At 50.8% G+C, this 24,525-nt stretch carries 30 protein-coding genes and 4 tRNA genes; 9 read left to right on the top strand and 25 right to left on the bottom strand.

Going from position 1 to position 24,525, the window contains the following annotated elements; all coding sequences use genetic code 11:
- Window positions 1–6: 6 nt before the first annotated feature.
- The 6 genes from ACK3CJ_RS11135 to ACK3CJ_RS11110 form a co-directional block, all read right to left on the bottom strand.
- Window positions 7–93: transfer RNA gene (locus ACK3CJ_RS11135), tRNA-Leu, on the bottom strand.
- A gap of 68 nt (window positions 94–161) precedes the next feature.
- Window positions 162–235: transfer RNA gene (locus tag ACK3CJ_RS11130), tRNA-Cys, on the bottom strand.
- Window positions 236–256: 21 nt separating this feature from the next.
- Window positions 257–332: transfer RNA gene (locus ACK3CJ_RS11125), tRNA-Gly, on the bottom strand.
- Window positions 333–417: 85 nt separating this feature from the next.
- Complete coding sequence (pgsA, locus tag ACK3CJ_RS11120; RefSeq protein WP_409526466.1) at window positions 418–966, bottom strand: CDP-diacylglycerol--glycerol-3-phosphate 3-phosphatidyltransferase; 549 nt, start codon at window positions 964–966, stop codon at window positions 418–420.
- A gap of 33 nt (window positions 967–999) precedes the next feature.
- Window positions 1,000–2,844, bottom strand: coding sequence for an excinuclease ABC subunit UvrC (gene uvrC, locus ACK3CJ_RS11115; RefSeq protein ID WP_409526465.1), 1,845 nt, complete (start codon window positions 2,842–2,844; stop codon window positions 1,000–1,002).
- A 27-nt stretch (window positions 2,845–2,871) separates the two neighbouring features.
- Window positions 2,872–3,189, bottom strand: a complete 318-nt coding sequence (locus ACK3CJ_RS11110) for an excinuclease ABC subunit C (RefSeq protein ID WP_409526464.1) — start codon at window positions 3,187–3,189, stop codon at window positions 2,872–2,874.
- A gap of 73 nt (window positions 3,190–3,262) precedes the next feature.
- Between ACK3CJ_RS11110 and ACK3CJ_RS11105 the strand changes: the two genes are divergently transcribed.
- Together ACK3CJ_RS11105 and ACK3CJ_RS11100 are read left to right on the top strand one after the other, a co-directional pair.
- Window positions 3,263–4,120: a DUF1853 family protein gene (locus ACK3CJ_RS11105; protein ID WP_409526463.1), complete on the top strand. Its 858-nt coding sequence runs from the start codon at window positions 3,263–3,265 to the stop codon at window positions 4,118–4,120.
- A complete protein-coding gene (locus tag ACK3CJ_RS11100; RefSeq protein WP_409526462.1) occupies window positions 4,117–6,201 on the top strand; it encodes a GAF domain-containing hybrid sensor histidine kinase/response regulator in 2,085 nt (694 codons plus the stop codon). Before ACK3CJ_RS11105 ends, ACK3CJ_RS11100 begins: the two co-directional genes overlap by 4 nt.
- 78 nt (window positions 6,202–6,279) lie before the next feature.
- Here ACK3CJ_RS11100 and ACK3CJ_RS11095 read toward each other — a convergent pair whose 3' ends face one another.
- The 5 genes from ACK3CJ_RS11095 to ACK3CJ_RS11075 all read right to left on the bottom strand — a co-directional run bounded on the left by ACK3CJ_RS11095 (window position 6,280) and on the right by ACK3CJ_RS11075 (window position 9,201).
- Window positions 6,280–6,420: a hypothetical protein gene (locus ACK3CJ_RS11095; RefSeq protein WP_409526461.1), complete on the bottom strand. Its 141-nt coding sequence runs from the start codon at window positions 6,418–6,420 to the stop codon at window positions 6,280–6,282.
- 129 nt (window positions 6,421–6,549) lie between these two features.
- Window positions 6,550–7,419, bottom strand: a complete 870-nt coding sequence (locus tag ACK3CJ_RS11090) for an NAD(P)-dependent oxidoreductase (protein ID WP_409526460.1) — start codon at window positions 7,417–7,419, stop codon at window positions 6,550–6,552.
- Window positions 7,420–7,443: 24 nt separating this feature from the next.
- On the bottom strand, window positions 7,444–8,211 hold the full coding sequence (gene mtnN / locus ACK3CJ_RS11085) for a 5'-methylthioadenosine/S-adenosylhomocysteine nucleosidase (RefSeq protein WP_409526459.1): 768 nt from the start codon (window positions 8,209–8,211) through the stop codon (window positions 7,444–7,446).
- A gap of 78 nt (window positions 8,212–8,289) precedes the next feature.
- Window positions 8,290–9,066 carry a pseudouridine synthase gene (locus ACK3CJ_RS11080; RefSeq protein WP_409526458.1) on the bottom strand — a complete coding sequence of 259 codons (777 nt, stop codon included), beginning with the start codon at window positions 9,064–9,066 and terminating at the stop codon, window positions 8,290–8,292.
- Window positions 9,067–9,113: 47 nt separating this feature from the next.
- A tRNA-Ser gene (locus ACK3CJ_RS11075) sits at window positions 9,114–9,201 on the bottom strand.
- A 118-nt stretch (window positions 9,202–9,319) separates the two neighbouring features.
- Between ACK3CJ_RS11075 and ACK3CJ_RS11070 the strand changes: the two genes are divergently transcribed.
- The 7 genes from ACK3CJ_RS11070 (at window position 9,320) to ACK3CJ_RS11040 (ending at window position 13,095) form a co-directional block, all read left to right on the top strand.
- The gene (locus tag ACK3CJ_RS11070; protein ID WP_409526457.1) at window positions 9,320–10,000 is read left to right on the top strand and encodes a Bax inhibitor-1/YccA family protein; all 681 of its coding nucleotides are present in this window, start codon (window positions 9,320–9,322) and stop codon (window positions 9,998–10,000) included.
- 75 nt (window positions 10,001–10,075) lie between these two features.
- Window positions 10,076–10,468 carry a sulfurtransferase complex subunit TusD gene (tusD, locus tag ACK3CJ_RS11065; protein WP_409526456.1) on the top strand — a complete coding sequence of 131 codons (393 nt, stop codon included), beginning with the start codon at window positions 10,076–10,078 and terminating at the stop codon, window positions 10,466–10,468.
- A 1-nt stretch (window position 10,469) separates the two neighbouring features.
- Window positions 10,470–10,835 (top strand): sulfurtransferase complex subunit TusC, encoded by a 366-nt coding sequence (tusC, locus tag ACK3CJ_RS11060; protein WP_409526455.1) that lies wholly within the window; start codon window positions 10,470–10,472, stop codon window positions 10,833–10,835.
- A complete protein-coding gene (gene tusB, locus ACK3CJ_RS11055) occupies window positions 10,835–11,119 on the top strand; it encodes a sulfurtransferase complex subunit TusB (RefSeq protein ID WP_409526454.1) in 285 nt (94 codons plus the stop codon). Before tusC ends, tusB begins: the two co-directional genes overlap by 1 nt.
- Window positions 11,120–11,121: 2 nt before the next feature.
- On the top strand, window positions 11,122–11,457 hold the full coding sequence (locus tag ACK3CJ_RS11050) for a TusE/DsrC/DsvC family sulfur relay protein (RefSeq protein ID WP_409526453.1): 336 nt from the start codon (window positions 11,122–11,124) through the stop codon (window positions 11,455–11,457).
- A gap of 23 nt (window positions 11,458–11,480) precedes the next feature.
- Window positions 11,481–12,377 (top strand): NAD(P)-dependent oxidoreductase, encoded by an 897-nt coding sequence (locus ACK3CJ_RS11045; RefSeq protein WP_409526452.1) that lies wholly within the window; start codon window positions 11,481–11,483, stop codon window positions 12,375–12,377.
- Between the two features lie 136 nt (window positions 12,378–12,513).
- Complete coding sequence (locus ACK3CJ_RS11040) at window positions 12,514–13,095, top strand: chemotaxis protein CheW (RefSeq protein WP_409526451.1); 582 nt, start codon at window positions 12,514–12,516, stop codon at window positions 13,093–13,095.
- Window positions 13,096–13,220: 125 nt separating this feature from the next.
- Here ACK3CJ_RS11040 and ACK3CJ_RS11035 read toward each other — a convergent pair whose 3' ends face one another.
- From ACK3CJ_RS11035 to ACK3CJ_RS10970, 14 genes are all read right to left on the bottom strand, one after another.
- Window positions 13,221–14,321, bottom strand: a complete 1,101-nt coding sequence (locus ACK3CJ_RS11035) for a malate dehydrogenase (RefSeq protein ID WP_409526450.1) — start codon at window positions 14,319–14,321, stop codon at window positions 13,221–13,223.
- Between the two features lie 101 nt (window positions 14,322–14,422).
- A complete protein-coding gene (locus ACK3CJ_RS11030; protein ID WP_409526449.1) occupies window positions 14,423–15,208 on the bottom strand; it encodes a TatD family hydrolase in 786 nt (261 codons plus the stop codon).
- An 8-nt stretch (window positions 15,209–15,216) separates the two neighbouring features.
- The gene (locus tag ACK3CJ_RS11025) at window positions 15,217–15,570 is read right to left on the bottom strand and encodes a PilZ domain-containing protein (RefSeq protein ID WP_409526448.1); all 354 of its coding nucleotides are present in this window, start codon (window positions 15,568–15,570) and stop codon (window positions 15,217–15,219) included.
- 20 nt (window positions 15,571–15,590) lie between these two features.
- On the bottom strand, window positions 15,591–16,583 hold the full coding sequence (locus ACK3CJ_RS11020) for a DNA polymerase III subunit delta' (RefSeq protein ID WP_409526447.1): 993 nt from the start codon (window positions 16,581–16,583) through the stop codon (window positions 15,591–15,593).
- Window positions 16,580–17,203 carry a dTMP kinase gene (gene tmk / locus ACK3CJ_RS11015; RefSeq protein ID WP_409526446.1) on the bottom strand — a complete coding sequence of 208 codons (624 nt, stop codon included), beginning with the start codon at window positions 17,201–17,203 and terminating at the stop codon, window positions 16,580–16,582. Before tmk ends, ACK3CJ_RS11020 begins: the two co-directional genes overlap by 4 nt.
- 3 nt (window positions 17,204–17,206) lie before the next feature.
- Window positions 17,207–18,241 (bottom strand): endolytic transglycosylase MltG, encoded by a 1,035-nt coding sequence (mltG, locus tag ACK3CJ_RS11010; protein ID WP_409526445.1) that lies wholly within the window; start codon window positions 18,239–18,241, stop codon window positions 17,207–17,209.
- On the bottom strand, window positions 18,241–19,065 hold the full coding sequence (pabC, locus tag ACK3CJ_RS11005; protein WP_409526444.1) for an aminodeoxychorismate lyase: 825 nt from the start codon (window positions 19,063–19,065) through the stop codon (window positions 18,241–18,243). Before pabC ends, mltG begins: the two co-directional genes overlap by 1 nt.
- 48 nt (window positions 19,066–19,113) lie before the next feature.
- The gene (gene fabF / locus ACK3CJ_RS11000) at window positions 19,114–20,352 is read right to left on the bottom strand and encodes a beta-ketoacyl-ACP synthase II (RefSeq protein WP_409526443.1); all 1,239 of its coding nucleotides are present in this window, start codon (window positions 20,350–20,352) and stop codon (window positions 19,114–19,116) included.
- An 88-nt stretch (window positions 20,353–20,440) separates the two neighbouring features.
- Window positions 20,441–20,674, bottom strand: coding sequence for an acyl carrier protein (gene acpP / locus ACK3CJ_RS10995; protein ID WP_010323864.1), 234 nt, complete (start codon window positions 20,672–20,674; stop codon window positions 20,441–20,443).
- 168 nt (window positions 20,675–20,842) lie between these two features.
- Window positions 20,843–21,586 carry a 3-oxoacyl-ACP reductase FabG gene (gene fabG, locus ACK3CJ_RS10990; RefSeq protein WP_409526442.1) on the bottom strand — a complete coding sequence of 248 codons (744 nt, stop codon included), beginning with the start codon at window positions 21,584–21,586 and terminating at the stop codon, window positions 20,843–20,845.
- Window positions 21,587–21,623: 37 nt separating this feature from the next.
- Window positions 21,624–22,556, bottom strand: a complete 933-nt coding sequence (gene fabD, locus ACK3CJ_RS10985; protein ID WP_409526441.1) for an ACP S-malonyltransferase — start codon at window positions 22,554–22,556, stop codon at window positions 21,624–21,626.
- Between the two features lie 156 nt (window positions 22,557–22,712).
- Window positions 22,713–23,747, bottom strand: coding sequence for a phosphate acyltransferase PlsX (gene plsX, locus ACK3CJ_RS10980; protein WP_409526440.1), 1,035 nt, complete (start codon window positions 23,745–23,747; stop codon window positions 22,713–22,715).
- Window positions 23,748–23,749: 2 nt separating this feature from the next.
- The gene (gene rpmF, locus ACK3CJ_RS10975) at window positions 23,750–23,932 is read right to left on the bottom strand and encodes a 50S ribosomal protein L32 (RefSeq protein WP_151705342.1); all 183 of its coding nucleotides are present in this window, start codon (window positions 23,930–23,932) and stop codon (window positions 23,750–23,752) included.
- Window positions 23,933–23,950: 18 nt separating this feature from the next.
- Entirely contained in the window at window positions 23,951–24,475 is a 525-nt protein-coding gene (locus ACK3CJ_RS10970) for a YceD family protein (RefSeq protein WP_409526439.1), read from the bottom strand.
- Window positions 24,476–24,525 lie beyond the last annotated feature (50 nt).

Raw genomic sequence — 24,525 nt, 5'->3', positions numbered from 1 at the left:
GAAACATGGTGCCTAGGGCCGGACTCGAACCGGCACGGGCTAACGCCCGGGAGATTTTAAGTCTCCTGTGTCTACCGATTTCACCACCCAGGCTGGGAGTGTTGCTTTCTGATATGGCTTGAGAGCCTTGAAAGCCTTGCAGGTGTATCGATCAAGTGTAATGGAGGCTGGAGTCGGAATCGAACCGGCGTACACGGAGTTGCAGTCCGCTGCATGACCACTCTGCCATCCAGCCTTTTCACTCTTGATCTATGTTTGGAGCGGGAAACGAGACTCGAACTCGCGACCCCGACCTTGGCAAGGTCGTGCTCTACCAACTGAGCTATTCCCGCGTTGCAAACAGTGGGGCGTATTATAGAGAACCCAGCGCCAGTGTCAACAGTAAAACTGAAATAAAATTGCTTAAAGATTAACCACTTAGATATCGTTGCTCATATGCGGCCAGGAAGCCCTTAAATACAGCAGCATAGACCAGAGTGTCAGCAATGCTGCACCATAAAGCGCGAAGATGCCAATCCAGGAGATCGAAGTCCAGGGCGGTGCCGCAATCAGAGCCAGCAGAGAGATCATCTGCAATGTCGTTTTAACTTTACCGATCATTGAAACCGCCACATTGGCGCGCTCCCCTATTTCCGACATCCACTCACGCAGTGCCGAAATCACGATCTCTCGGCCGACTATGATTACAGCGGGTATGGTAATCAGTGGATCCGCAAAGGTTTCCACAAGAACAACCAACGCCGCAGCGACCATAAGCTTGTCCGCAACAGGGTCCAGAAATGCGCCAAAAGGTGACGATTGATCAAGACGGCGAGCAAGATATCCATCCAGCCAGTCTGTAAGCGCGGCGATTCCGAAAATCGCAGCCGCAATCAACTCTGAGTAGCTGTAAGGCAGGTAATAAATCAGCACAAAAACGGGAATCAACACAATCCGCATCAGTGTCAGCAGGTTTGGTAGTTTCATTGACAGGATCATGTATGTTTCTGACTCCGCAGATCAGCTATCGGGGTGAAGCGTTGCGTAGATAGTCTGCGCAAGCGTTCGACTTATGGTAGAGACTTTTGTAATTTCTTCAATACTTGCGTTCTCTATCTCCTTGGCACTACCGAAGTATTTCAGCAATTCTCTCCTGCGCTTCGCCCCCACACCGGGTATATCTTCCAGTAATGACTTTTTGCGTGCCTTACCTCTCCGGGCACGATGGCCAGTAATAGCAAAGCGGTGCGCTTCATCGCGAATATGCTGCAACAGGTGCAACGCAGGTGAATCTGACTTGATGACCGTTTCTTTGCCCGTATCGCCAGCCACCAGCACTTCGAAACCGGCCTTGCGTGTCGGCCCTTTGGCGATCCCTATGACCAGCACCTCATTGACCTGGAGCTCTTCGAGCACCTCCATCGCCTGGGTCACCTGACCCTTGCCGCCATCAATCACCAAAAGGTCGGGCATTTTACCCTCTCCCTTTTTCAAGCGCGTGTAGCGTCTATGGAGAGCCTGATGCATAGCAGCGTAATCGTCACCGCCCGTTATATCTTCAATATTAAAATGACGATAGTCAGATGTCAGCGGACCATTGCCATCAAACACCACGCAGGAAGCCACAGTTGCCTCACCAGAGCTGTGACTGATATCAAAGCACTCCATGCGCTGTATTGGCGTATCCAGCTCCAGCAGCTCTTGCAGCGCGATAAAGCGATTGTAGATATTCTGCTTACTGGCCAGGTGGCTGGACAGCTGCTGCTCGGCATTAGTCTGAGCCAGCCTTTGCCAACCCGCCCGATCTCCGCGAACACGGTGCTTGATAGCAACTTTGCGCGTGGACTTATCAGACAGCGCCTGCTCCAGGCATTCAGTATCAGAAAGCTCAACTGTCGTGATCAGTTCCTGAGGGATTTCACGTACGGATGACAGATAAAACTGGGCAATAAAGGCCGACAGTATCTCATCAACACTCTCTTCAACGCTGACCTTGGGATGGTAAACCTTACTACCGATAATTCGCCCACCACGCACAAATAGCGCGTGTATACAGACAGCACCCGAGCCCATTGCACATCCGAGAATGTCTGCATCCCCACCCTGGCCATCAACATACTGCTGCTCCTGCACTTTTCTCAAGGCTGTGATCTGATCTCTCAGCTCTGCGGCCTGCTCGAAATCAAGTGCGAGTGAGGCATCATCCATTTGTTGGGCCAGCTCGCTCATAATGGTTTTGTTACGCCCTTCAAGGAACATTTGTGTATGGCGAATATCGTTCTGATATTGCTCAGGATCAATCAACCCGACGCAGGGCGCAGTACAACGCTTGATCTGATACTGCAGACAGGGGCGAGATCGGTTGCTGAAAAAACTGTCTTCGCACTGCCGGGTTCTGAATAGTTTCTGCAGCAAGTTAAGGCTTTCCCGCACCGCGCCACCGCTTGGAAAAGGGCCAAAATAACGCCCTTTCGCACGTTTGGCACCGCGATGAAAACGCACAGCCGGGTAAGTATCTTTATCTGAAATAAAAATATAGGGGTAGGATTTGTCATCGCGCAGCAGGATGTTGTACGGAGGGCGCTGCTGTTTGATCAGACTTTGCTCAAGCAGCAGCGCTTCGGTTTCACTGTTGGTAACGGTGACTTCAACACGCTGTATTCGTGCGACCAGCGCTAGAGTCTTGGTACCAACCGCACTGGCACGAAAGTAGCTGCTGACACGATTCTTGAGGTTTCGCGCTTTGCCGACGTAGAGGATCTGGCCAGCGCTATCATACATCTGATAGACACCCGGGCGCGTATTCAACGTCGCCAGAAAGGCCTGACTATCAAATGTTGATTTGCTCTCTTCAGTTTTGTTCACGCGACAACCAATATGGATGGCCGAAAATCAGCTTTTGACTGCATTCAGGATTTTGTTTGCATCCATATGAAGGTGCGTTGCCTCCTGGTGAATAGAACGCAACTGATCCCTGGTATCATCAGTTATTCCCGCACCACGTGACAAACCCACCTCGAAATACACCCCGATCTCTGCATAGTAATAAATACGAGCATCAAAAGATCTGGCACGCTTGAGCTTACTAAGAGCAATCTGCGCACCATTGACAAGAATCGTATTAATGTCGGAGTCCGACATCATGGGATGGCGATTCGACTCACTGGCTGTTTTCTCATCCACTTTCTTCTGCTGGCCTTTCAGCGCCATGATCATACCCCTGTCAGGCTTTGCGTTGATGCGGCATACTTTAGGCTGTTTTGCCTCTGAAGTGAACCTTGATATGACCGATATTGAACTTGCCACCGCTCAACTGCAATGGCTGACCCATGCGCCGGACCTGATCCTGCCTCCTGAGTCGCTCAGGTTGCCGGCTGCCTTTACACTTGAGCTCAATGAAGTGCTGCTGAAGCTGGCTGAGGACCCAGGCAGACTGCTGGTGGATAGGCGTGAGTTCGGTAAAGGACGCCTGGGTAAACAGTTCGAGGACCTAACCAGTCTTTACTTCAGATTAAATTGTCAAATAATTGATATTAAAAGAAATATACAAATAAAAAAGGATAATATTACACTGGGTGAACTGGACTTTATGATTCAACTGCCCGATAGATGGGTCCACCTTGAGGTTGCCGTTAAATTCTACCTTCTGGATGGCGACGGCAGTCATCTGGATCACTTTATAGGCCCAGGCCGCGCTGATAAACTCGGCGCCAAATGGCGCCACATGATCCACCATCAGTTACCGATTGCGTACTCACCTGCAGGGTTGAGTACCTTGGCCTCACTGGGCATTGACGATTTCACACAGGCCGCCTGGGTCAAAGGCGCCCTCTTCTATCATTGGCAACAAGAGTCAGTGCCTGCTATACCCTTATTAGTAAACCCTTCTCATGACCGAGGCTGGTGGGTCAGGCATTCAGAGCTCACAAGCATGAAAGAGCATTACAAAGTAAATAACATACAACTGATCAGTAAACCCGATTGGCTGATGCCGATTGATGTCCTTGGCACCTATCATCAGCAATCGTTATCTGATATACAGATTGAATCACTGCAACACCCTGTTATGGCTGCAGTTCTGACTGGCAATGGGGACACATCACGGGGCTTTATCGTACCGGATGACTGGGGTATATCATGATTCAATCACACGCCGACTCGCAGGCAGTGCAAGTCTATGATTTCGAATCAAAGATTCTTGAGCAAATCACTACGGGTGCCAGTCTTACAACCGTACTCGAAAGCATCATACAGGCTATTGAGACACTTGCTCATCCGGCAATCGCTTCTATTGTATTTCTGGATGAGACAGGCCAGCACCTTAGACACGGCATAGCTCCTCACTTGCCAGAGGAGTACAACGACGCGATTGATGGCCTTGAGATTGGCCCAAATGAAGGCTCGTGCGGTGCCGCCCTCTCCCGTGGTGAGCAGGTCATTGTCAACGATATAAATACCGATCCTCTCTGGACTAAATACCGCCAGATTGCACTTCAATACGGACTGAGGGCCTGCTGGTCGACACCAGTCAAGGATACAAAAAACCGGGTACTGGCAAGCTTTGCTCTTTATTACAAAGAACCCAGAACACCCACTCATGATGATTTGCAACTGATTGAGCGCTTCACGCACCTTGTTGCAATCGCCATAGAGCGAATTCGCAGCAACAATTCACTGCAGCAAAGCCAGGAACGGCTGCAAGAGCGGTTGAAAGAGTTGAAATGCCTCTACCAGGTACTCAACCTTACCGCTGATCAAAGGCGATCAGTCTCAGATATCTGCTCTGATCTGATTGATATTCTTCCACCGAGTTTGAAGCATGGAGATGCTGCGGTTGCCCGCATCGAGCTCGATGGTGTGCTTTATCACTGCAAGCATTGGTCACCACCAGTCGCATCACTCAAGTCAGCAGTTTTCAGTGACAATAAAAAAGCTGGATTTATTGAGCTTGGCTACACCAAACTGGTCCATACCCGGGATCAGGAAGCCTCCTTTCTCAGCGAAGAGAAGAAAATGCTTGAGGCAGTCAGCTCGCATGTCAGTAGAATGCTTGATAACCGCCATATGGCTATCAAACTGACACAGTCTGAGCGACTCAAGGCCATCGGACAACTGACTGGCGGCGTGGCTCATGATTTCAATAATTTACTGACGGTCATCCTGGGAAATGCCGAGCTTCTCTCTGAGAGGTTATCCAGTGATGATGACCTTCATTCACTGGCCAAAATGACCAAGCTGGCCGCTGAAAAAGCCGCGGAACTGACGCATCGCTTGCTCGCATTCGCCCGCCAACAGTCTTTGGCTCCTGAAATAACGGATATTCATACATTGATCGAGGGTATGGAAAGCCTTATTCGTCGCACACTGGGCGAGAATATCAATATCGAGATAAAGTCTGACCCCGATCTATGGGTTGCCCTTATCGATCCCTCACAACTGGAAAGTGCTGTTCTTAACCTGTGCATCAATGCTCGCGATGCAATGCCTGAGGGGGGGCGACTAACTATTGAGCTCTCCAATGTAGAACTGGATGACGTGGTGACGGCCTGGAGTGAAGAGGTTGCTCCGGGTGAATATATTCAGTTGACAGTTTCAGACACAGGCACCGGCATGCCACCGGATATTGCAAAGCGTGCTTTTGAGCCTTTCTTTACCACCAAGGATCCCGGCAAGGGCAGCGGGCTGGGATTAAGCATGGTATATGGCTTTACCCGACAATCCAGTGGACATGCACAACTCTACTCTGAACCTGGTATAGGGAGTTGCATCAAACTCTATCTGCCAAGAGGCCAGCATGTAGAGCCTGCCTTGCCTGCTATTGATGCTGCTCAGAACAGCACCTCCGGTGGTGAGAAAATACTGCTGGTAGAAGATGATGATCTGGTCAGATCACATGCGACCAATCTGCTTAAAATCATGGGGTATCAGGTCGTCAGTGCCTCCAATGGCGTGGAAGCCTTATCTATTCTGATGCAGGGCAACACCTTTGATCTTTTATTCACCGATATAGTAATGCCAGGCGGACTGGACGGCAGACAGCTAGCTGTTGAGGCGCAGAAACTCTATCCGGATTTGCCGATACTTTTCACATCCGGTTATACCGATGCAGCACTGCTGCATGATGGCAGCCTAAAACCCGGGTTTCAGTTGCTGAATAAACCTTATAAAAAGCAGACGCTGGCAGAGAAGATCAGGTTGGCGCTATCCGAACGTACTGCCTAGCCCCTTTCAGATAAGAGACATCCAGATTACAGATGTAAAAAAACCACCCGAAGGTGGTTTTTTTACATTCAGACAAGCTTATTCGCCAGCTGCTTCAGCATCCTTTGCAATCTGCTTTTTCAGGAAGATGATGCCGCCAACAGTAATGGCAACAACACCCAGAATCACCAGGATACTGGGCGCGAAGGAAATCATGCTGTATTTGTCGATGGGAGTCATAGAACGTCTCTCTTTCTTGATTTTTAAAGTAAAATCGGTACTCAGGCTTATGCATGCCTGTTTTTGGCGCGCATTATATAGAGTTTTCCGCTATTAAAAAACCAAGAGACGTCCAAAACTGATTATGAATTAGTCTTTTGACAAACGCTTAACCAAGCTCGATGTATCCCAGCGCCCACCACCCTGGGTCTGAATATCAGCATAAAACTGATCTACCAGCGCCGTAACAGGCAACTGAGCACCATTGGATCTGGCTTCATTCAGAGCAATGCCAAGATCTTTGCGCATCCAGTCAACGGCAAATCCGAAGTCGAACTCACCCTTCAGCATAGTGCGGTTACGGTTCACCATCTGCCATGATCCTGCAGCTCCATGCTGAATCACATCAAAGACCTTCTCACCATCAAGACCGGCCTGTTTGATGAAGTGGGTGGCTTCAGACAAGCCCTGAAGCAGTCCTGCAATACAGATCTGATTCACCATTTTCGCCAGTTGACCGGCGCCGGCATCACCAATCAGCTTTTGAGAAAGTGCATAAGCCTGCATGACAGGTTCGGCCCTTTCAAACTGGTCCTGATCACCACCGATCATGACACTCAACACGCCATTACTGGCTCCTGCCTGACCACCTGAAACCGGGGCATCGAGAAAACCAACGCCTTTCTCTGCTGCCAGCGCATAGAGCTCACGTGCAACCTCAGCAGAGGCCGTGGTGTGATCAATCAATAGTGTCCCGGGCTGCATGGCGTTCAGAACGCCTTCAGCGCCGAGCACCACCTGGCGCAGGTCGTCATCATTACCAACGCATGTAAAAACAAACTCGGCACCCTCAGCCGCTTGTGCCGGCGTACTGGCTGCAGTGCCTTTGTACTCTTCTACCCAGCGTACGGCCTTATCTGTAGAGCGGTTATAAACACATACTGAATGCCCCTTCCCGGCCAAGTGTCCCGCCATAGGATAACCCATTGTGCCAAGACCGATGAATGCAACCTTTGCCATCTGAACACCCCTTGAAAAAATAAATTACGATGTGGTATCGGCTTTTTTAACCAGCGTTTCAACCATATCGGATACCATTTTGGCCGAGTGCGTTGCCGCAATCGCCAGGAAAGATTTGAATGACAGGTTGGACTCCTTACCGGCAATATCCGACAAAGCGCGGATAATAATGAATGGAACACCAAACTGATAGCAGGTCTGAGCAATTGCTGCCGCTTCCATCTCAACTGCTTTGAGGTCGGGAAAGTGTCGGCGTATCTCTGCAACACGCTCTTCGCAGCTCATGAAACTGTCACCTGTAGCTATCAACCCATGGACGGTCTGCACACCATCAACGTTTCTAATGCTGTCAGAAGCCACTTCAACGAGTAACGTATCCGGTATGAACGCCGGAGGGAAGCCGGGCATCTGCCCCATTTCGTAGCCAAAGCTGGTGACATCCACATCATGGTGTCGAACCTCAGAGGAGATGACGACATCGCCTACCGCCAGCTCAGGATCAAGACCACCTGCTGAGCCAGTGTTGATCACACAGTCAGGATTAAAGCTGTTCAGAAGAAGTGTAGTTCCGATCGCAGCGTTGACCTTGCCGATACCGGATTTAAGCAACCCTATTTCTGCACCATGCAACATGCCATGATAAAAGTCATAACCGGCAATGTTCGATGCCTGGCAATTCTCAAGTGAAGATTTCAACAGATCAATCTCTTGATCCATGGCACCAATCAGTGCAATTCGGGGGCGGCGATCAAGGTTTTTCAGGCGGGTCAAGAGTGATTGATTGTCTGTCATCTGGCTTCGGAAACGATTTAATGGGATATAGCGGCACATGCTACCATGTAGGCTGCAATACGCAATTGTTAGCCGTGTTTATTGCATCGATTCGCCATATTCTTTCTCGATCAGCCCAGACCAGCCAAGTTGTGCAAAGAGTTGATTGATCTGCTCACCCGGATGTGCGGTGATTGACAGCGGACGCTCAGTAACGGGGTGCGTTAACTCAAGTCGGATAGCCATCAGAAGCAGTCGATAACAACCGAAAGTTTCGCGGAACAACCTATTGTGCCGCCCTTCTCCGTGGTTGGTATCTCCGACAAGTGGGTGAAATATATGCTTCATGTGGCGCCGGATCTGATGCTTTCGCCCTGTCTCGGGTTTCACTTCAACCACCGAATAACGTGCAACCGGATATTTACCCACCGGAATAGGCAACTCGACACAGCCCAATTGACGGAAATGCGTCACTGCATCCTTGGGGGCTTTATCCGGATTGGCCAGCGGATCTGCGAACTTATCGTATACCGGCTTGAGCGCGTAATCGATGGTACCCTCCGCTTCTGTCCAGCCCCGTACGACACATAGGTAGGTTTTACTGACCTGCCTGTCTCGGAACTTCTGCTGCAGAGCCTGGGCAACTTCCTTGTTACGTGCAAATACCATAACGCCCGATGTTGCTTTATCCAGACGATGAACGGTATGGATCGTTTCATCAGGAAACTGTTCTTTCAACAGCCCGACCAGAGTAACTTCCCCCGGTGGTGTTATCCAGCTCGGATGAACCAGCAGACCCGCCTGTTTATGAACAAAAATCAGATATTCATCCAGATGTAGGATTTCAAGCGTATACTGTTCGGTGAGTTGGGTCACAAGACTGGCCAGATTACAGATACAGGATGGAAGGTGAGGATGGAAAGTGGCGGAGGGACAGGGATTCGAACCCTGGGAGCCTCTCGACTCGTCGGTTTTCAAGACCGGTGCTTTCAACCGCTCAGCCATCCCTCCACAACAAAAAGAGATTCTACGGAGAAACTTTTCGTTGTCAAATGGTTCAAATAACTTGAAATCGTTATCCAGATAACGATGATAGTAACTTCTGCGATATACAAGAATGAGGGGCACCATGGAAAACGTACAACATACAGCACACCGCTCGGATCTGGCGGTACTGCAAACCAACAAGCTGATTCGCAACACCTATACGCTGCTCGGCATGACAATGGTGTTCAGTGCTATAACTGCTGGCATCTCGATGGCACTCAACCCATCGTTCTTTGTGTACCTGGGAAGTATCATTGGTAGTTTCGTGATGCTGTTCATTCTGCACAAGAAGCAGAACAGTGCAGCTGCACTGCCACTGATTTTTGCTTTCACCGGCATGCTGGGCTTTGGTCTCGGACCACTGCTTAACCACTACCTGGCAATGAGCAATGGTGGTCAGATCGTCATGACCGCACTGGGCATGACTGCTTTTACCTTTCTTGGCCTGTCCGCCTATGTGCTGACCTCCAAGAAGGATTTCAGCTTTATGGGTGGCTTCCTGGCTGCTGGCGCCATCGTGCTGCTGATCGCCATGGTAGCACTGTTTGTGTTGCCGATGTTCGGCGTTCAGATTGCTGGCCTGCATCTCGCATTCTCTGCCGCTGTAGTTCTGCTGATGGCTGGTTTTGTTCTGTATGACACCAGCAACATTGTCAACGGGCATTACACCAACTACATCATGGCAACTGCCAGCTTGTACCTGAGCATCTACAACCTGTTCGTCCACCTGTTGCACCTGGTCGGTGTTTTCAGCAGCGACTGATCAGGATCTGGCTATTTACAAAACCCCGCCTCTTCGCAAGAATGGCGGGGTTTTTGCTTTAACGGGATTCAGTTGATGATCTTCACCCTTATCATTCAGGCGTCACCCTATCAGCATCAGGCACCTGAAACAGCCCTGCGCTTCGCCAAAGCCCTGCTACGTCAGGGACATACTCTCCATCGTATTTTTTTCTACCGCGACGGGGTACACAACGGCAGTGCGCTGGTGTCATCTCCACGTGATGAGGTGAACCTGCCTGAGCAATGGCAGGCACTGGCAGAGGATCATGAACTGGATATCGTTGTCTGCATAGCTGCTGCGATCCGCCGGGGCGTACTGGATGCCACCGAGGCAAAGCGTTACGAACGGCGCGGCGACAACCTTCATTCAGCCTTTGAGCTCTCAGGTCTCGGGCAGTTGGTCGAAGCAAGCCTGCTCTCAGACCGCGTCATCACCTTCGGAGGTTGATATGAGCATTAACAAGCGCTTTTTACTGATCAGCCGCTCAGCCCCCTACGGCACGTCTGCCGCCAGAGAGATGCTGGATATCGCACTCACCTGCTCGGTTTTTGAACAGTCTGTGACACTACTGCTGATGGGCGATGCTGTACTGCAGCTGATTCGTGAGCAACAGCCTGCCGAGATAGCTCAAAAGAATCTGAATGCCCTGCAGGCATCACTGGCGATGTACGATATCGATCAAATTCTGGTTCCTCAATCTGCTCTTGATGCGCATGGGCTGTCACCTGATCAACTCAGCATCCCCATTAAACTGGTAGATGCCGATCGGCTCCCAGCCCTGATAGCAGAGCATGACATAGTGATTACCGTCTGATGCCTACATTACACACACTCAACCGCGGCCCATCGCATGCCAGCTGCCTGACCGATTGCCTCTCAGCCATGACTGATGGTGATACACTGCTGCTGATAGAAGATGGTGTTTACTGGATTTTGCCCGGCCATGTCGGCACGTTAAAAGATGTTAAGCAGATTCACCTTCTGCAGGCTGATATGCATGCCCGTGGCCTGCAGGGCCAGACCAACCTCGACCTGGTCGATGATGAAGGTTTTGTCGCACTTTGTACTGAGCACGACAGAGTCGTGAGCTGGTTTTGAGCATGGCAACCATTGAGGTTCACGGAGTTTTGCATGAGCTGGACAGCGATGGCTATCTGGTTGATGCAACTGCCTGGACACTCGACACAGCACAGGCGCTTGCGACACTGGAGTCCATCACACTGACCCAGGAGCATATTGAAGTTCTGGATGTGCTGAGGCAGTTTTATCAGGAGTATGAACACTCCCCGGCCATGCGCCCCTTGTGCAAGGCTGTCAGCAAGGCACTTGGCCCCGAGAAAGGAAAGAGCATCTACCTCATGCAACTATTCCCTGGAAGCCCTGCCAAGCGGGCTGCACGTATTGCGGGCCTGCCAAGACCTGATAACTGTCTCTGATAATCGCTTTAAGGAGCACCACCATGACCAAACCGACAATTGCATTTCTGGGAATCGGCCTGATGGGGGCACCAATGGCCAGAAACCTGCTGAAGGCCGGGTTTAAAGTTCATCTATGGAATCGTACACAGCACAAGGCTGAAAATCTCATTGCCGATGGTGGACAGGTCTTTGAACATCCTTATGAGGCAGTTGCAGGTGCTCAGGCCGTCATTACGATGTTGGAAACTGGGCAGATAGTAGATAGCCTTGTTTATCAAAGCCGGCTGCTGGACAGCCTTGAAGCAGGCACCCTCCTGATTGATATGAGCTCCATTCCTCCTTCCCTGGCCAAACAACATGCCCGGCAATGCGCTATCAGGGGACTGGCCTATCTCGACGCACCTGTTTCAGGTGGAACAGCAGGTGCCGAAGCGGCGAGCTTATCCATTATGGCAGGTGGCTCCGAAGAGGACTTCGGGCGAGCTCAAGCGATTTTCAGCGCGCTAGGCAGCCAAACTACCTATATCGGTCCTGCTGGATCCGGGCAACTGGCAAAGTGCGCTAATCAGGCGATTGTGGGCATCACCATCGGCGCTGTTGCCGAAGCCCTGTTGCTTGCCGCACGAGGTGGCGCTAACCCAGCGGCGGTACGTGAGGCCTTGATGGGTGGCTTTGCCAGCAGCCGGATTCTGGATCTGCACGGACAACGAATGCTCGACAGGCACTTCAAGCCTGGTGCCACCTCCAGAGTGCAGCTTAAAGACCTGCGTACTATACTGGATACGGCACGCGAGGAAGATCTGACGCTCCCCTTGACCGAGCAGGCGTATAACGAATATCTCGAACTGGCCAGCAAAGGGCTTGAAGATGTGGATCACAGTGGCCTGCTACTTCAGCTTGAGGCAAAAAACAGAACCAAGCTCAATCGTGAGATTTAAAACAGAGTAACAAAATCAAACTCTGTCTTTTCAAACTGATAGTGGCTGTGGGATACTCTGGATAATCGAATTTAAAATTACTGGCCCTGCTGGGCTGGAATTAAAACAGAACAGTATCAAGAAAGGACATTAAGCTATGGGTCTAGAAGCAGCAGCAGAACAGCTTAAAGTGCTCCAGGGTACCAACCAGAACAAAGCAAAAGGCAAATCCCAGAAAGAGTCTGATGCTGGCCGACGCAGCGAAAAAGAAGAGATTGTCTACCATCAGTGGGCGACCTTTCGTGTCAAACAGGAGCTGTTTGGCATAGATGTCATGCAGGTCAAAGAAGTTCTTCGATTTGTCGAAATCACACCGGTTCCCGGTGCTGATGCCTCGGTACTGGGCATTATCAATGTACGTGGTAATGTCGTAACCGTGATTGATACACGCCGCTTGTTCAAACTACCTGAAGTCGACTACAACGATGATACACGCATTATCGTTGTAGAGCTGAACGACAAAGAGGTGATTGGACTGGTTGTCGACAGCGTCGATGAGGTGATCAACCTGCCTCAGAACCGTGTTGATCGCGCACCCAGCCTGAACAGTGATGAGTCAACCAAGCGTTTTGTTCAGGGTGTTTGCTATCACAATAACATTCTGATCATTCTGCTCGATCTGACCAAAATGTTGCTCAGCATCACTCCGTCTGTCCCGGATGATGACTTTGCTCACTAAGCTGTATTGCTATAAGAAAGTCGCTTAAGAAAGTCACTTAAGAAAAAGGCCGGTGTCAAACCGGCCTTTTTCGTTTGCATGACTACAGAACTACAGTAACTACGGAACTACAGTAACTACAGTAACTACAGAACGCGATTGGTCGTCAGATATTTGGATGAGGCCTGTGGGCCGGTACCATCTGCGTATAGAGTGACGCCCGAGCGCAGACAGATCAACAGATCCTCATGAGAAGCAGCTGTTTCTGAAGGCAGCAGATGATTCACTGCATCCTTTTCATCCAGCAACTCCTGTTCTGTCAGGCGCATCTGCTGCCGGCTCCACTCATTGATATCAAGGCCCTTGACGATCTGATAGCGGCCATAATCACACCTGACCGGGAAAGAATAAACTATCCCCTTCTGGATTCCATAACTGCCATCACTGAAAATCCCCATACTGACAATCTCGCCCGGCGGGGTTCCGAGTACCCAGTCATGCATATGATCGACAATCGCCTGAGCTGCCGAGGCAGCGCTTGACTGCCCGCGCGCGGCAATGATTTCGCCACCACGCTGTTGCACCTTGGGAATATAGACACTGCGGTACCATTCTTCAGAGACCTGCTGCATGGCGGGCTCATCCAGTATTGTGGCATGGTGCAGGTCGGGATACTGAGTGGTTGAGTGATTGCCCCAGATCACAATACGACTGATATTCCTGGGGTTGGCGCCCGTGTGGTTGGCTAGTATGCCCTTGGCGCGGTTATGATCAAGCCTAGTCAGCGCAGTGAACTGTGAAGGACTTAACTTGGGTGCGTTGCGACTGGCGATCAGTGCATTAGTATTGGCAGGATTGCCGACAACCAGAATTTTGACATCGCGGTTAGCGAAATCATTCAGAGCCTTGCCCTGACGCGCAAAGATCTCGGCATTCATCTCCAGCAGATCCCTTCTCTCCATACCCGGGCCCCGTGGATATGCACCAATCAACAGCGCATAGTGGATGTTTTCAAAACCCTCCTCAACATTGTCATGCAGAGTAATGGTATGCAGCAGAGGAAAAGCACAATCCTCAAGCTCCATCGCTATTCCACGCAAGGCCTCCATACGACCGGGAACCTCTATCAGCTGCATGATGACAGGCTGATCTGTCCCCATCATCTCACCACTGGCAATTTTGAATAACAGACTATTACTGATAGCGCCGGCTGCGCCAGTTACTGCAATGCGTATAGGACGTCTCATGCTAATACCTTAGTCTAATAAGCTGGTTCGTTAACCCAGCTTAGACCAGAATGCCCAATAGATGAAGGAGATATAGCGTATTTTGTTCTATACGGGGTAAATTAATTGATGGGGGTCGCTTTTGAAAAAAGCCGGAAGAAATTGTCACGCGTTGCCTGTGCAACCTCCTCTATTGAAATACCTCGAATTTCAGCCACGCAACGCGCCACTTCGGTCACATAAGCCGGTTGATTCTGCTTGCCTCGATAAGGTACAGGAGCCAGATAGGGTGAGTCTGTTTCGATCAGTATGCGATCCAGCGGCAATGCCTTCACGACATCACGTAACTCCTGAGCATTACGGAAGGTAATAATGCCTGAGAAAGACACCATATAGTTCATCTCGACGGCTGCCTGGGCCATCTCCAGCGACTCCGTAAAGCAATGCAATACACCAGCGGTATCAAGATTGCCATGCTGCTTAATCAGATTGAGTGTATCCTCGCGCGCATCGCGGGTATGCACAATAACAGGCATACCCAGTTCACCTGCAACACGCAGGTGTCCGGCAAAGCTCTCATGCTGCGCATCTGCATGCTCTTTGCTGTAATAGTAATCCAGCCCTGTTTCCCCTATCGCCACTACTCTCTGGCGACTTGCCGCTTCACGCAGGCGAACCTCATTAAACGGTTGCTCGTCGACATGCATCGGGTGAACACCCGCTGAGGCAAAGATATTGTCGTAATCCTTGATCGTCTTGCACATCACCTCAAACTGCTCAAGATCAATCGAGACACAGAGCATCTGATTTACCTGCTGCTCCTGCGCCTGGCGAACAACTTCGGCAAACGAGTGGTTATGGCGTGACAGATCAAGCCTGTCGAGGTGGCAATGGGAGTCAATAAACATAAGCTTCTTCAGATGGTGTAGGTTCGCCGCGAACTGTTCAGCGCCCCTGCAAGGTAGTTTTCAATTTTTCGGACCAGCGCAGCGTCATCCGAGGTCAACTGTATCCCGATGCCTGGTACGCGCCCTCCCCCCTGAGCGGCCTTGGGGGTTACCCAGATCACTTTACCGGTAACAGGGATCTTATCGGGCTCCTCCATCAGAGTCAGCAGCATGAAGACCTCTTCACCAAGCTGGTAAGAGCGAGTCGTAGGAATAAACAGGCCGCCATAGCTGACAAAAGGCATGAAGGATTTATATAAATCCTCCTTGTTCTCGATAGTCAGCGACAGTATACCGTGGCTGATTCTGGGTACTATCGACATCCGACGCCTTACTCCCTCGACTAACGGACCAGATCGGCCCAGTCAAAAAATAATCGCTCCAGCAACAGCTGACGATTGAGGTTATGCCGCTGAAACATCCCAAACCTTTCCGCTTGGATATGATCCAGCATTGAGAAAATTTTAACGGCTGTTGTATTTTTAGCAACTGCAAACAGCATTTTACTCATATCACTGTTTACTAACGCAATCTCTTGAGCGCTTTGTACTCTGACTATATCTGCTAAAACACTTTGCAGCCAGTCCAGAATCAACAGAGTGTCCTGCTTTAGCATTTTCTCTGCCAGTACAAGCGGCGAAATTCGATTTTTCAGGATATCACTGAGTCCTTTCAACAACTCGGCGCGAACAGGCATGAGGTCGCCTCCCGCCAGACTGAGCGCCTTGAACGGGGAGCCCCGCGTAATACCAAGCAACTGCCGGGCACGTGTCTGATCGCCATTCAGGCGCCCCGCAAGCCACTCACAAGCAGTTTCTGCATCGGGCAGTGGTATATCAATACGCTGACACCGGCTACGAATGGTTGGCATCAATTGCCCCGGCCGATCAGAAACGAGCAGCAAAAGCGTATCATTGCCCGGTTCTTCCAATGATTTCAGCAAAGCATTGGCCGCTGCTATATTCATCGCCTCGGCCGGATTCATGATCACAACACGATATCCGCCCTGCTGCGCAGTACTGTGCAGCGTGTTGCCCAGGTCCCTGATCTGGTCAACTTTAATCGGCTTGCCGGGCTCTTCAGGGCTCAGGTGTATCAAATCAGGATGATTACCACCTGCCAGCAACTGGCAACTCTTACAGTGCCCACAGGGGCTGGACTCACCAGGTTGATGGCATAACAGAAAATTGGACAGGGTTTCAGCAAAAGCAGACTTACCTGTACCCGCCACGCCAGCAAGCAACAACGCATGAGGCAATCTGCCGCTATGGTGTTGTTTCATGACCTGTTGCCATTGAGTCCGAGCCCAGGGGAGAACTTCTGCCTGATGGATCATCGCCACTCCAGACTATTCAGCACTGCGGCTATCTGCTTCTGCACCTCTGGCAGCGACGGTGAGGCATCAATAATCGCAAAACGCTCAGGCTGTAACGCAGCACGCTCAAGATAAGCATTGCGAACGCGCTCAAAAAAAGCCGACTGTTCAGCCTCAAAGCGATCCGGCTCACTCCGGCTTCGAGCCCTGGCCAGACCGATTTCAACCGGCAGATCCAGTAGAAATGTCAGATCCGGGCGGATCGTTTTCTGCACTATCTCTTCCAGCTGCCCAATAAGCGCTTTACTCAACCCCCTGCCACCACCCTGATAGGCATAGGTGGCATCCGTAAAGCGATCAGATAACACCCAGGCGCCGCGTTCAATGGCAGGCAGAATACGGGTATTCAGATGCTGAGCTCTGGCTGCAAACACCAACAGAAGCTCACTCGTTTCGTCTACTTGCTCCTCTCTCGGCGACAGAAGCAGATCGCGTATCTGTTCAGCCAACGGTGTACCACCTGGCTCGCGTGTCACCACTACTTCCATTCCAGCGGTTTCAAGCCAGTCACGGATAAAAGCGAGATTGGAGCTTTTGCCAACCCCCTCAACACCTTCAATCGTGATAAAGCGCCCACGCATGATTCAACCTCCTGGTGAAGAGCGATAATCGCTGCGTCTGTTAAGCTGATACTGACGCACGGCTGCATTATGCTCCTGCAACGTACGTGAAAATTGATGCGAACCATCACCCTTGGCAACAAAATAGAGCCAGTCACCCCGTTCAGGGTTGAGAGCTGCGACTATCGCTTCACGGCCGACCAGGGATATGGGAGTTGGCGGCAATCCGCTTATCGTATAAGTGTTATAGGGTGTCGGTTGCTGCAGGTCAGCACGTCGAATACGCCCCTCATAGGAATCACCCATGCCATAAATCACCGTCGGATCGGTCTGTAGGCGCATGCCAACCTCTAACCTGCGTACAAAGACACCGGCTATTTTTGCTCGCTCTTCTGGAACACCTGTCTCTTTTTCAATGATTGAAGCCATAATCAAAGCCTCATAGGGTGACTCATATGGCAGGGATTCGTCTCTGGACTCCCACTGTTGCTCAAGAAATGTCTGGAGATCCCGGTGTGCTCGTCGCAGCATGTCAACATCTGTGTCATCACGCTGAAACTGATAGGTTTCCGCCAGAAACATCCCTTCGGGCGCAAGATCAGGACTCCCCAGCATCTCCATCAAGGCATCATCATTGATATCGTCCAGGGTTTGAGTAATGCGATCATCGAGGCTCAGTGCCAATCGCATATCATCAAATGTGTGCCCTTCGATCAGAGTAAAGTAATGGCGAACAACATCACCACGATTCATACGATCCAGTAACTGCAATAGAGATTCATCTGGTTGCAAGCGGTACTCACCCGCTTTGATAGCCGTAATCTGCGGATTGAGTCGAGCATAAAGGCGAACCAGATCAACGTTTCCGACAAGCCCTTCCTGTTGCAGCAAGCGGGTCAACTGATTGAAGCTAGTACCACTTCTGACCTGCACTGTGCGCTCTTGGGCCAATGGCAAGGTGGCCTGCATCTGTTGCTCCATGACATGCCAGCCATACGCGATCACACCGATAACCGGCAGCAGACTAATCAAAAATACATAAAATAGTTTCTTCAACATCAAAAAGCGCTCTTTTCCAATTCGTTTTGCAGGCGCCTGGTGACAGTGCCAAGGGGATATTCGCGTCCTTCCACTGATGTGACCGGCCAGATGCCGATCAGGCTGTTGCAGATGAAAACCTCTTCGGCATCATCAAGCACACGTGGCCAATATCGACCCACGTTGACAGTCATTCTGTTCTGCTGCGCTATCTGCAGAATTCTGGCACGCATCACGCCTGCCACACCGCAGCGACTCAGATCGGGTGTGCAGAGTTCGCCATTACGTACAAAAAACAGATTACTCATTGTCGCTTCTATCAGTTCACCTTCCATGCTGCAAACAATCCCTTCTCGATAGATACTTCCCTGCCACTCGGCACGTGCCAGCACCTGCTCAAGCCGATTCAGGTGTTTGATACCTGCAAGCAGTGGCTGAATGGCAAGACGAGTGCTGCAGTGACATACCGCAATTCCATTCTGGGCGGGATGCTCTGCGTAATCTGGTAACGGGGAAAGTTGGATGATCCGTGACACCTGAGGATTATCCGGTGTTGCGTAACCTCTTCCGCCCGGACCACAGGTAATAATGAGTTTGACGATGCCGGAGTGATCGGACGGAAGAGACAGCAGGTCAGATTCCAGTGCCGACTCCAGCCCTTCAGTCGGGATACCCAGTCTGACACAACCAAGCATCAAACGCTGCAAGTGCAAAGGCCATAGTGTCAGCCCCCCCTCCTTCAGCAGGATTGTTTCAAAAACACCATGACCATAACTCAGACCTCGATCGGAGATAGTGATGCTTTCGTTTGGAACACCGTTGAGCCAGGTAGTCAGATCGGCCATATGCTCAGCTTTCAAAAAATAGGGGCCTGCAAGGCCCCGGAGATCGACTCAGATTTTACTGAATACCAGCGTACCATTAGTGCCACCAAAGCCGAAAGAGTTCGACATGGTCGCATCAATACGACAACTTTGCGCGGTATGCGGCACATAGTTGAGATCACACCCCTCAGACGGATTATCAAGATTGATTGTCGGTGGTGCGACCTGATCACGCAGCGCAAGAACGCAGAAAGCGGCTTCCACAGCCCCGGCTGCTCCCAACAGATGTCCGATCATCGATTTGGTGGAGCTGATTCTTGTCTGAGTAGCATACTGCCCCAGAACCAGTTTCACCGCATTGGATTCAGCAATATCACCTGCTGGTGTTGAGGTGCCATGAGCATTGATATAGTGAATCTGCTCAGGATTTAAACCGGAATCCTTCAGTGCATTGTGCATTGACCTGGCCGCGCCAGAGCCATCCTCCGGCGGTGCCGTCATGTGGAATGCATCATCGCTCATGCCAAAGCCTGTGAGTTCACAATAGATCCTGGCACCACGTTCTTTTGCAGACTCATAGGACTCAAGCACCAGAATACCGGCTCCGTCACCGAGAACAAATCCATCACGATCACGATCCCAGGGACGGCTTGCCGCAACCGGGTCATCATTGCGAGTGGAAAGTGCTCTTGCAGCAGCAAAACCGGCAACACCCAGTGGTGTTGTTGCCATTTCTGCACCACCTGCAATCATGATATCGGCATCACCATACTGAATCATGCGCATCGCCTGACCAATATTATGAGTCCCTGTTGTGCAGGCTGTTGTGATGGCAATATTAGGACCCTGGAATCCATAACGGATGGCCAGATTGCCCGCAATCATATTGATAATGCTGCCGGGAACAAAGAAAGGTGATACTTTGCGAGGGCCAGACTGATTCAACGTGTCATGCGTTTTTTCAATCATGGGTAGCCCACCGATACCCGAACCTATTGCACAACCGATCCGTGTGGCGTTCTCTTCTGTGACTTCAAGACCCGCATCTTCAATCGCCTGAACGGCTGCTGCCATACCGTATTGAATGAAAAGATCGATTTTACGTGCTTCTTTAACGCTCATATAACGTTCAATATCGAACGCCTTGACTGATGCACAAAAACGAGTGGAAAACAGTGTGGCATCGAAATGATCGATTCCTGCAACACCGCTTTTACCAGCGAGTATACTCGCCCACGCATCCTCTACAGTGTTGCCGACAGGCGTCAGCAGACCCAGTCCAGTCACCACCACTCTTTTGCGTGACATGCCATTCCTCCAGAACCTCAAGCCATGAATAGAAAAGCCGCACTATACAGGTATAGGTGCGGCTTTTCGGCAAAACGTGACTGGTATCTTACTGATGAGCGTTGATGTAATCGATCGCCAGCTGAACAGTGGTGATTTTTTCAGCTTCTTCATCAGGAATCTCAGTTTCGAATTCCTCTTCCAGCGCCATTACCAACTCAACGGTATCGAGAGAGTCCGCACCCAGATCCTCAACGAAAGAGGCGCTGTTGACGACTTCTTCTTCTTTAACGCCCAGCTGCTCAGCGATGATTTTCTTTACGCGCTCTTCAATATTGCTCATATCTCTTCCTATATACTTATAGACACTATGACATCCCGAGTTGCGAGACGCAATTTTATTAGAACCGGTTACGCCCTAACAAGGGTGGCGGCTTTCTTTATGAATTGCTGACGCCAATTATCAACATATCAGCGAAAAAAACAAATATTTGTTCGCTATTATACTGATTCATGACATATACATGCCACCATTGACATGGATTGTTTCCCCTGTCACATAGCTTCCACCGTTGCTGGCAAGAAATCCAACAACCGCTGCTATCTCTTCCGGCTGCCCCAGACGATTCATCGGAATCTGTCCCTGCAGGGTAGCCTTATGCTCATCTGCCAGCCCAGAGGTCATATCAGTATCGATAAAACCCGGTGCAACGCAGTTGACTGTTATATTACGCGAAGCCACTTCGCGAGCCAATGCCCGGGAAAAACCTTCCATTCCGGATTTGGCGGCCGCATAGTTTGCCTGCCCGGCATTACCCATGGAGGCAACCACCGAACTGATGCTGATTATTCTACCCCAACGTGCCTTGGTCATGCCACGAAGACAGCCTTTAGCAAGACGAAAACCGGATGTCAGGTTGGTGTTCAGGACAGAATCCCACTCGTCGTCTTTCATGCGTAACATGATATTATCGCGGGTGATACCAGCATTATTGACCAGAATCGCGACCGGACCATATTCGCTCTGGATAGTTTTCAGCACCTCATCAACTGACTCACTACCGGCAACATCCAGCACCAACCCACAGCCACTATAACCACCGGCAGCCAGATACTCTGAGATCGCCTGAGCACCTTTTTCACTGGTAGCCGTCCCGATCACCACCGCACCCTGGCGCGCCAACTCTTCGGCAATCGCCTTTCCTATCCCTCGAGTCGCACCTGTGACCAGTGCAATTTTGCCTTCAATACTCATAATCTTTCCTGAATCTGTCTGGATTATAATGTCTGGATTATAGGTTCAATGCTTTTTCGAAACCTGCTGCGTCACCGATGGATGTGACCTCGAGTGCTTTGTCGATTTTCTTGTTCAAACCGGATAACACTTTCCCAGGACCACATTCAATCACTTGGGAGACACCTTCTGCAACCATATATTCGATACTGCGCGTCCAGAGCACAGGGCTGTAAAGCTGTGACAGGAGGTTTTGGGTCAACTCTTCTGTGGTTGCCGGGCGTGCCGCGTTAACATTCTGGATGACACTGATGGATGGCAAGCGGATATCAATCTCAGCGATAACACCTGCGAGTTGCTCAGCGGCAGGTTTCATCAGCTGACAGTGAGATGGAACACTGACCGCCAGTGGAATAGCGCGTTTGGCACCGGCTTCCTTGCAAGCAGCCATGGCACGATCAACAGCAGCACGCTCACCTGCAATCACGATCTGGCCCGGGCAGTTATAGTTCACAGGAGCGACTACATCATCACCGGCAGCAGCAGCGCAAGCCACCTCAACAGCAGCATCATCCAGACCGAGTATTGCGGCCATCGCACCGGTTCCCGGAGGCACGGCCTGCTGCATGAACTGACCACGCAGATTAACAAGGCGAATGCCGTCTGCGAAGCTGATCGCATCAGCACAAACCAGAGCAGAATATTCACCAAGACTGTGTCCGGCCAGCGTGGCAGGAGCCTGCCCGCCCTCCTGATGCCACAGGCGCCATAAGGCCACACTGGCAGCTAACAATGCAGGCTGGGTATTTTCAGTGCTGTTCAGAGCATCTTCAGGCCCCTTCTGCACCATCTCCCATAGATCGAAACCCAACGTATCAGATGCTTCCTGAAAGGTTTCTTTGATAATACTGTAAGAACTGGAAAGCTCAGACAGCATACCTACATGCTGTGATCCCTGCCCCGGAAAAACAAAAGCCAGCGATTGCGACATAGCGTCCTCATGTTGTTCTGAAAAACGGATACCCGGTGTCAGTTAAGAATCCGACCGAGTCTGCTCGTCGCATAGTTTACAACATTGAGAACTGATTAGAACGCCTGAATAAGACTTATGGCGAATATCGGGGGCAAAGCAGGATAAGTAGGTAAATCAACGCTGAGAATTATGCGACTCAAAATGGCTTTCAAGCTGTTCGCTGATGCGTGCGGGAACGTTCATTTTAATCTCTGCCAGCGCCTGATCGATAGCGCACTCAAAATGCTGCTGCACGGCACCTCCATGGCTCTTGATCACGATACCCTGTAGCCCTAGCAAACTGGCACCATTGCGGCGTCCGGGATCAATCTGCTGCTGCAACTCCTGGAGTATCGGTCGGGCAAGAAAGCCCAGCAGTTTGCGATAGAGGTTGCGCGTGAAGCTTTGGTGCAATTTACTGGCAAGTAAGCGCGCCAGACCCTCATTACTTTTAAGAGCTACATTTCCGGTAAAGCCATCGCACACAATCACATCAGCACGACCGCTGAACACCTCATCGCCCTCAATATATCCAATGTAATTCAACGTACTCTGGGCAGCGATCAGTCGTGAGGCTAGCTTGACCTGTTCATTACCCTTGATCTCCTCCTTGCCGATATTGAGCAGCGCAACAGCCGGCTCCGGCTTGCTCTCAACGGCCTGGACCATCACGGAACCCATAATGGCAAACTGCAACAGATGCTCAGCACTGCAATCAACATTGGCACCCAGGTCAAGCAGATAGCAATGCCCCGTATCAGTTGGAACGGCAGAAATAATTGCAGGACGATCTATGCCTGGCAGGGTTCTGAGAATAATACGCCCAAGGGCCATTAAGGCGCCGGTATTACCTGCACTGATGCAAGCATGAGCTTCACCGGAGTGCACCAGTTGCAAAGCGATGTACATCGATGAGTTCTTGCGGTGCCTTATCGAATAGGAGGGGCGCTCATCCATAGCCACAACGGTTTCGGCATGATGAATGATTATCTGATCATCAGGTACACTTCCACACCGGGAAAGTTCGGAGCGGATAGCATGCTCGTCTCCGACGAGACGGAAGCATAAATCTGGATAGCGCCTTGCGGCACTGACAATGGCGGGAATGGTGACGCGGGGACCAAAGTCCCCGCCCATTGCATCAACAGCTATGCAAAAACTTTCAGCCAAGCTTACTCGTCATCTTGCTTGCTGATGACCTGACGACCACGGTAAAAACCGTCAGCGCTAACGTGGTGACGACGGTGTGTCTCACCAGTAGTAGCATCAACAGCCAGAGCCGGGCCTGTCAGCGCGTCATGTGAACGACGCATATCACGTCGTGAACGGGATTTTTTGTTCTGCTGTACTGCCATGGTAAGGTATCTCCTGGTTCAACTCTTGTCGGCCGTCTTTTTAAGTTCGGCCAAAACACTGAAGGGGTTGGGTTTATCCTGTTGATTCTGAATTGTTTCAGCATCACCGAACGAGGTCTGAATTGTGCAGTCATCATGGTATGGCACAGACGGCAAGCTCAGAATCAGCTCATCCTCGATCAGCGACAGAAATTCAACATCTTCATCTTCAACAAGCAGCGGATCATAATGACCCGGCAAATTCTTGGCCTGCTCCTCATTGAGCACCACTGCGAGATTGGCTTCGGCCTTAACGTCGACAGCCACAGGCTCCAGACAGCGCTGACACGTCATAAAGACATGCCCGGAGGCTGTACCGGTGACTGTACGCAAGTGTTGCTGATCGATGGAAAAAGCCAGCGCCACATCGATACTTCCGCTATCACTGCACAGAAATGAAGCAAAACGAGTAAACTCAGCAACCTTGGCACTGCCACTGATTTCGGCGTTCCGCTCTGCGAGTTTTCGCGGATCAACTTTTTTTGGTAATGGACCGTTCGACATAAGCGCGCAATTCTAGGGAGTCAGAGCCCCTCTGTCAAAGGGATTCGGGG

This window comes from Nitrincola salilacus, assembly GCF_046271865.1.
Lineage (GTDB): Bacteria > Pseudomonadota > Gammaproteobacteria > Pseudomonadales > Balneatricaceae > Nitrincola > Nitrincola salilacus.
Note: the sequence above shows the minus strand (reverse complement) of the source record. Positions and strands in the feature narration are given on the sequence as shown.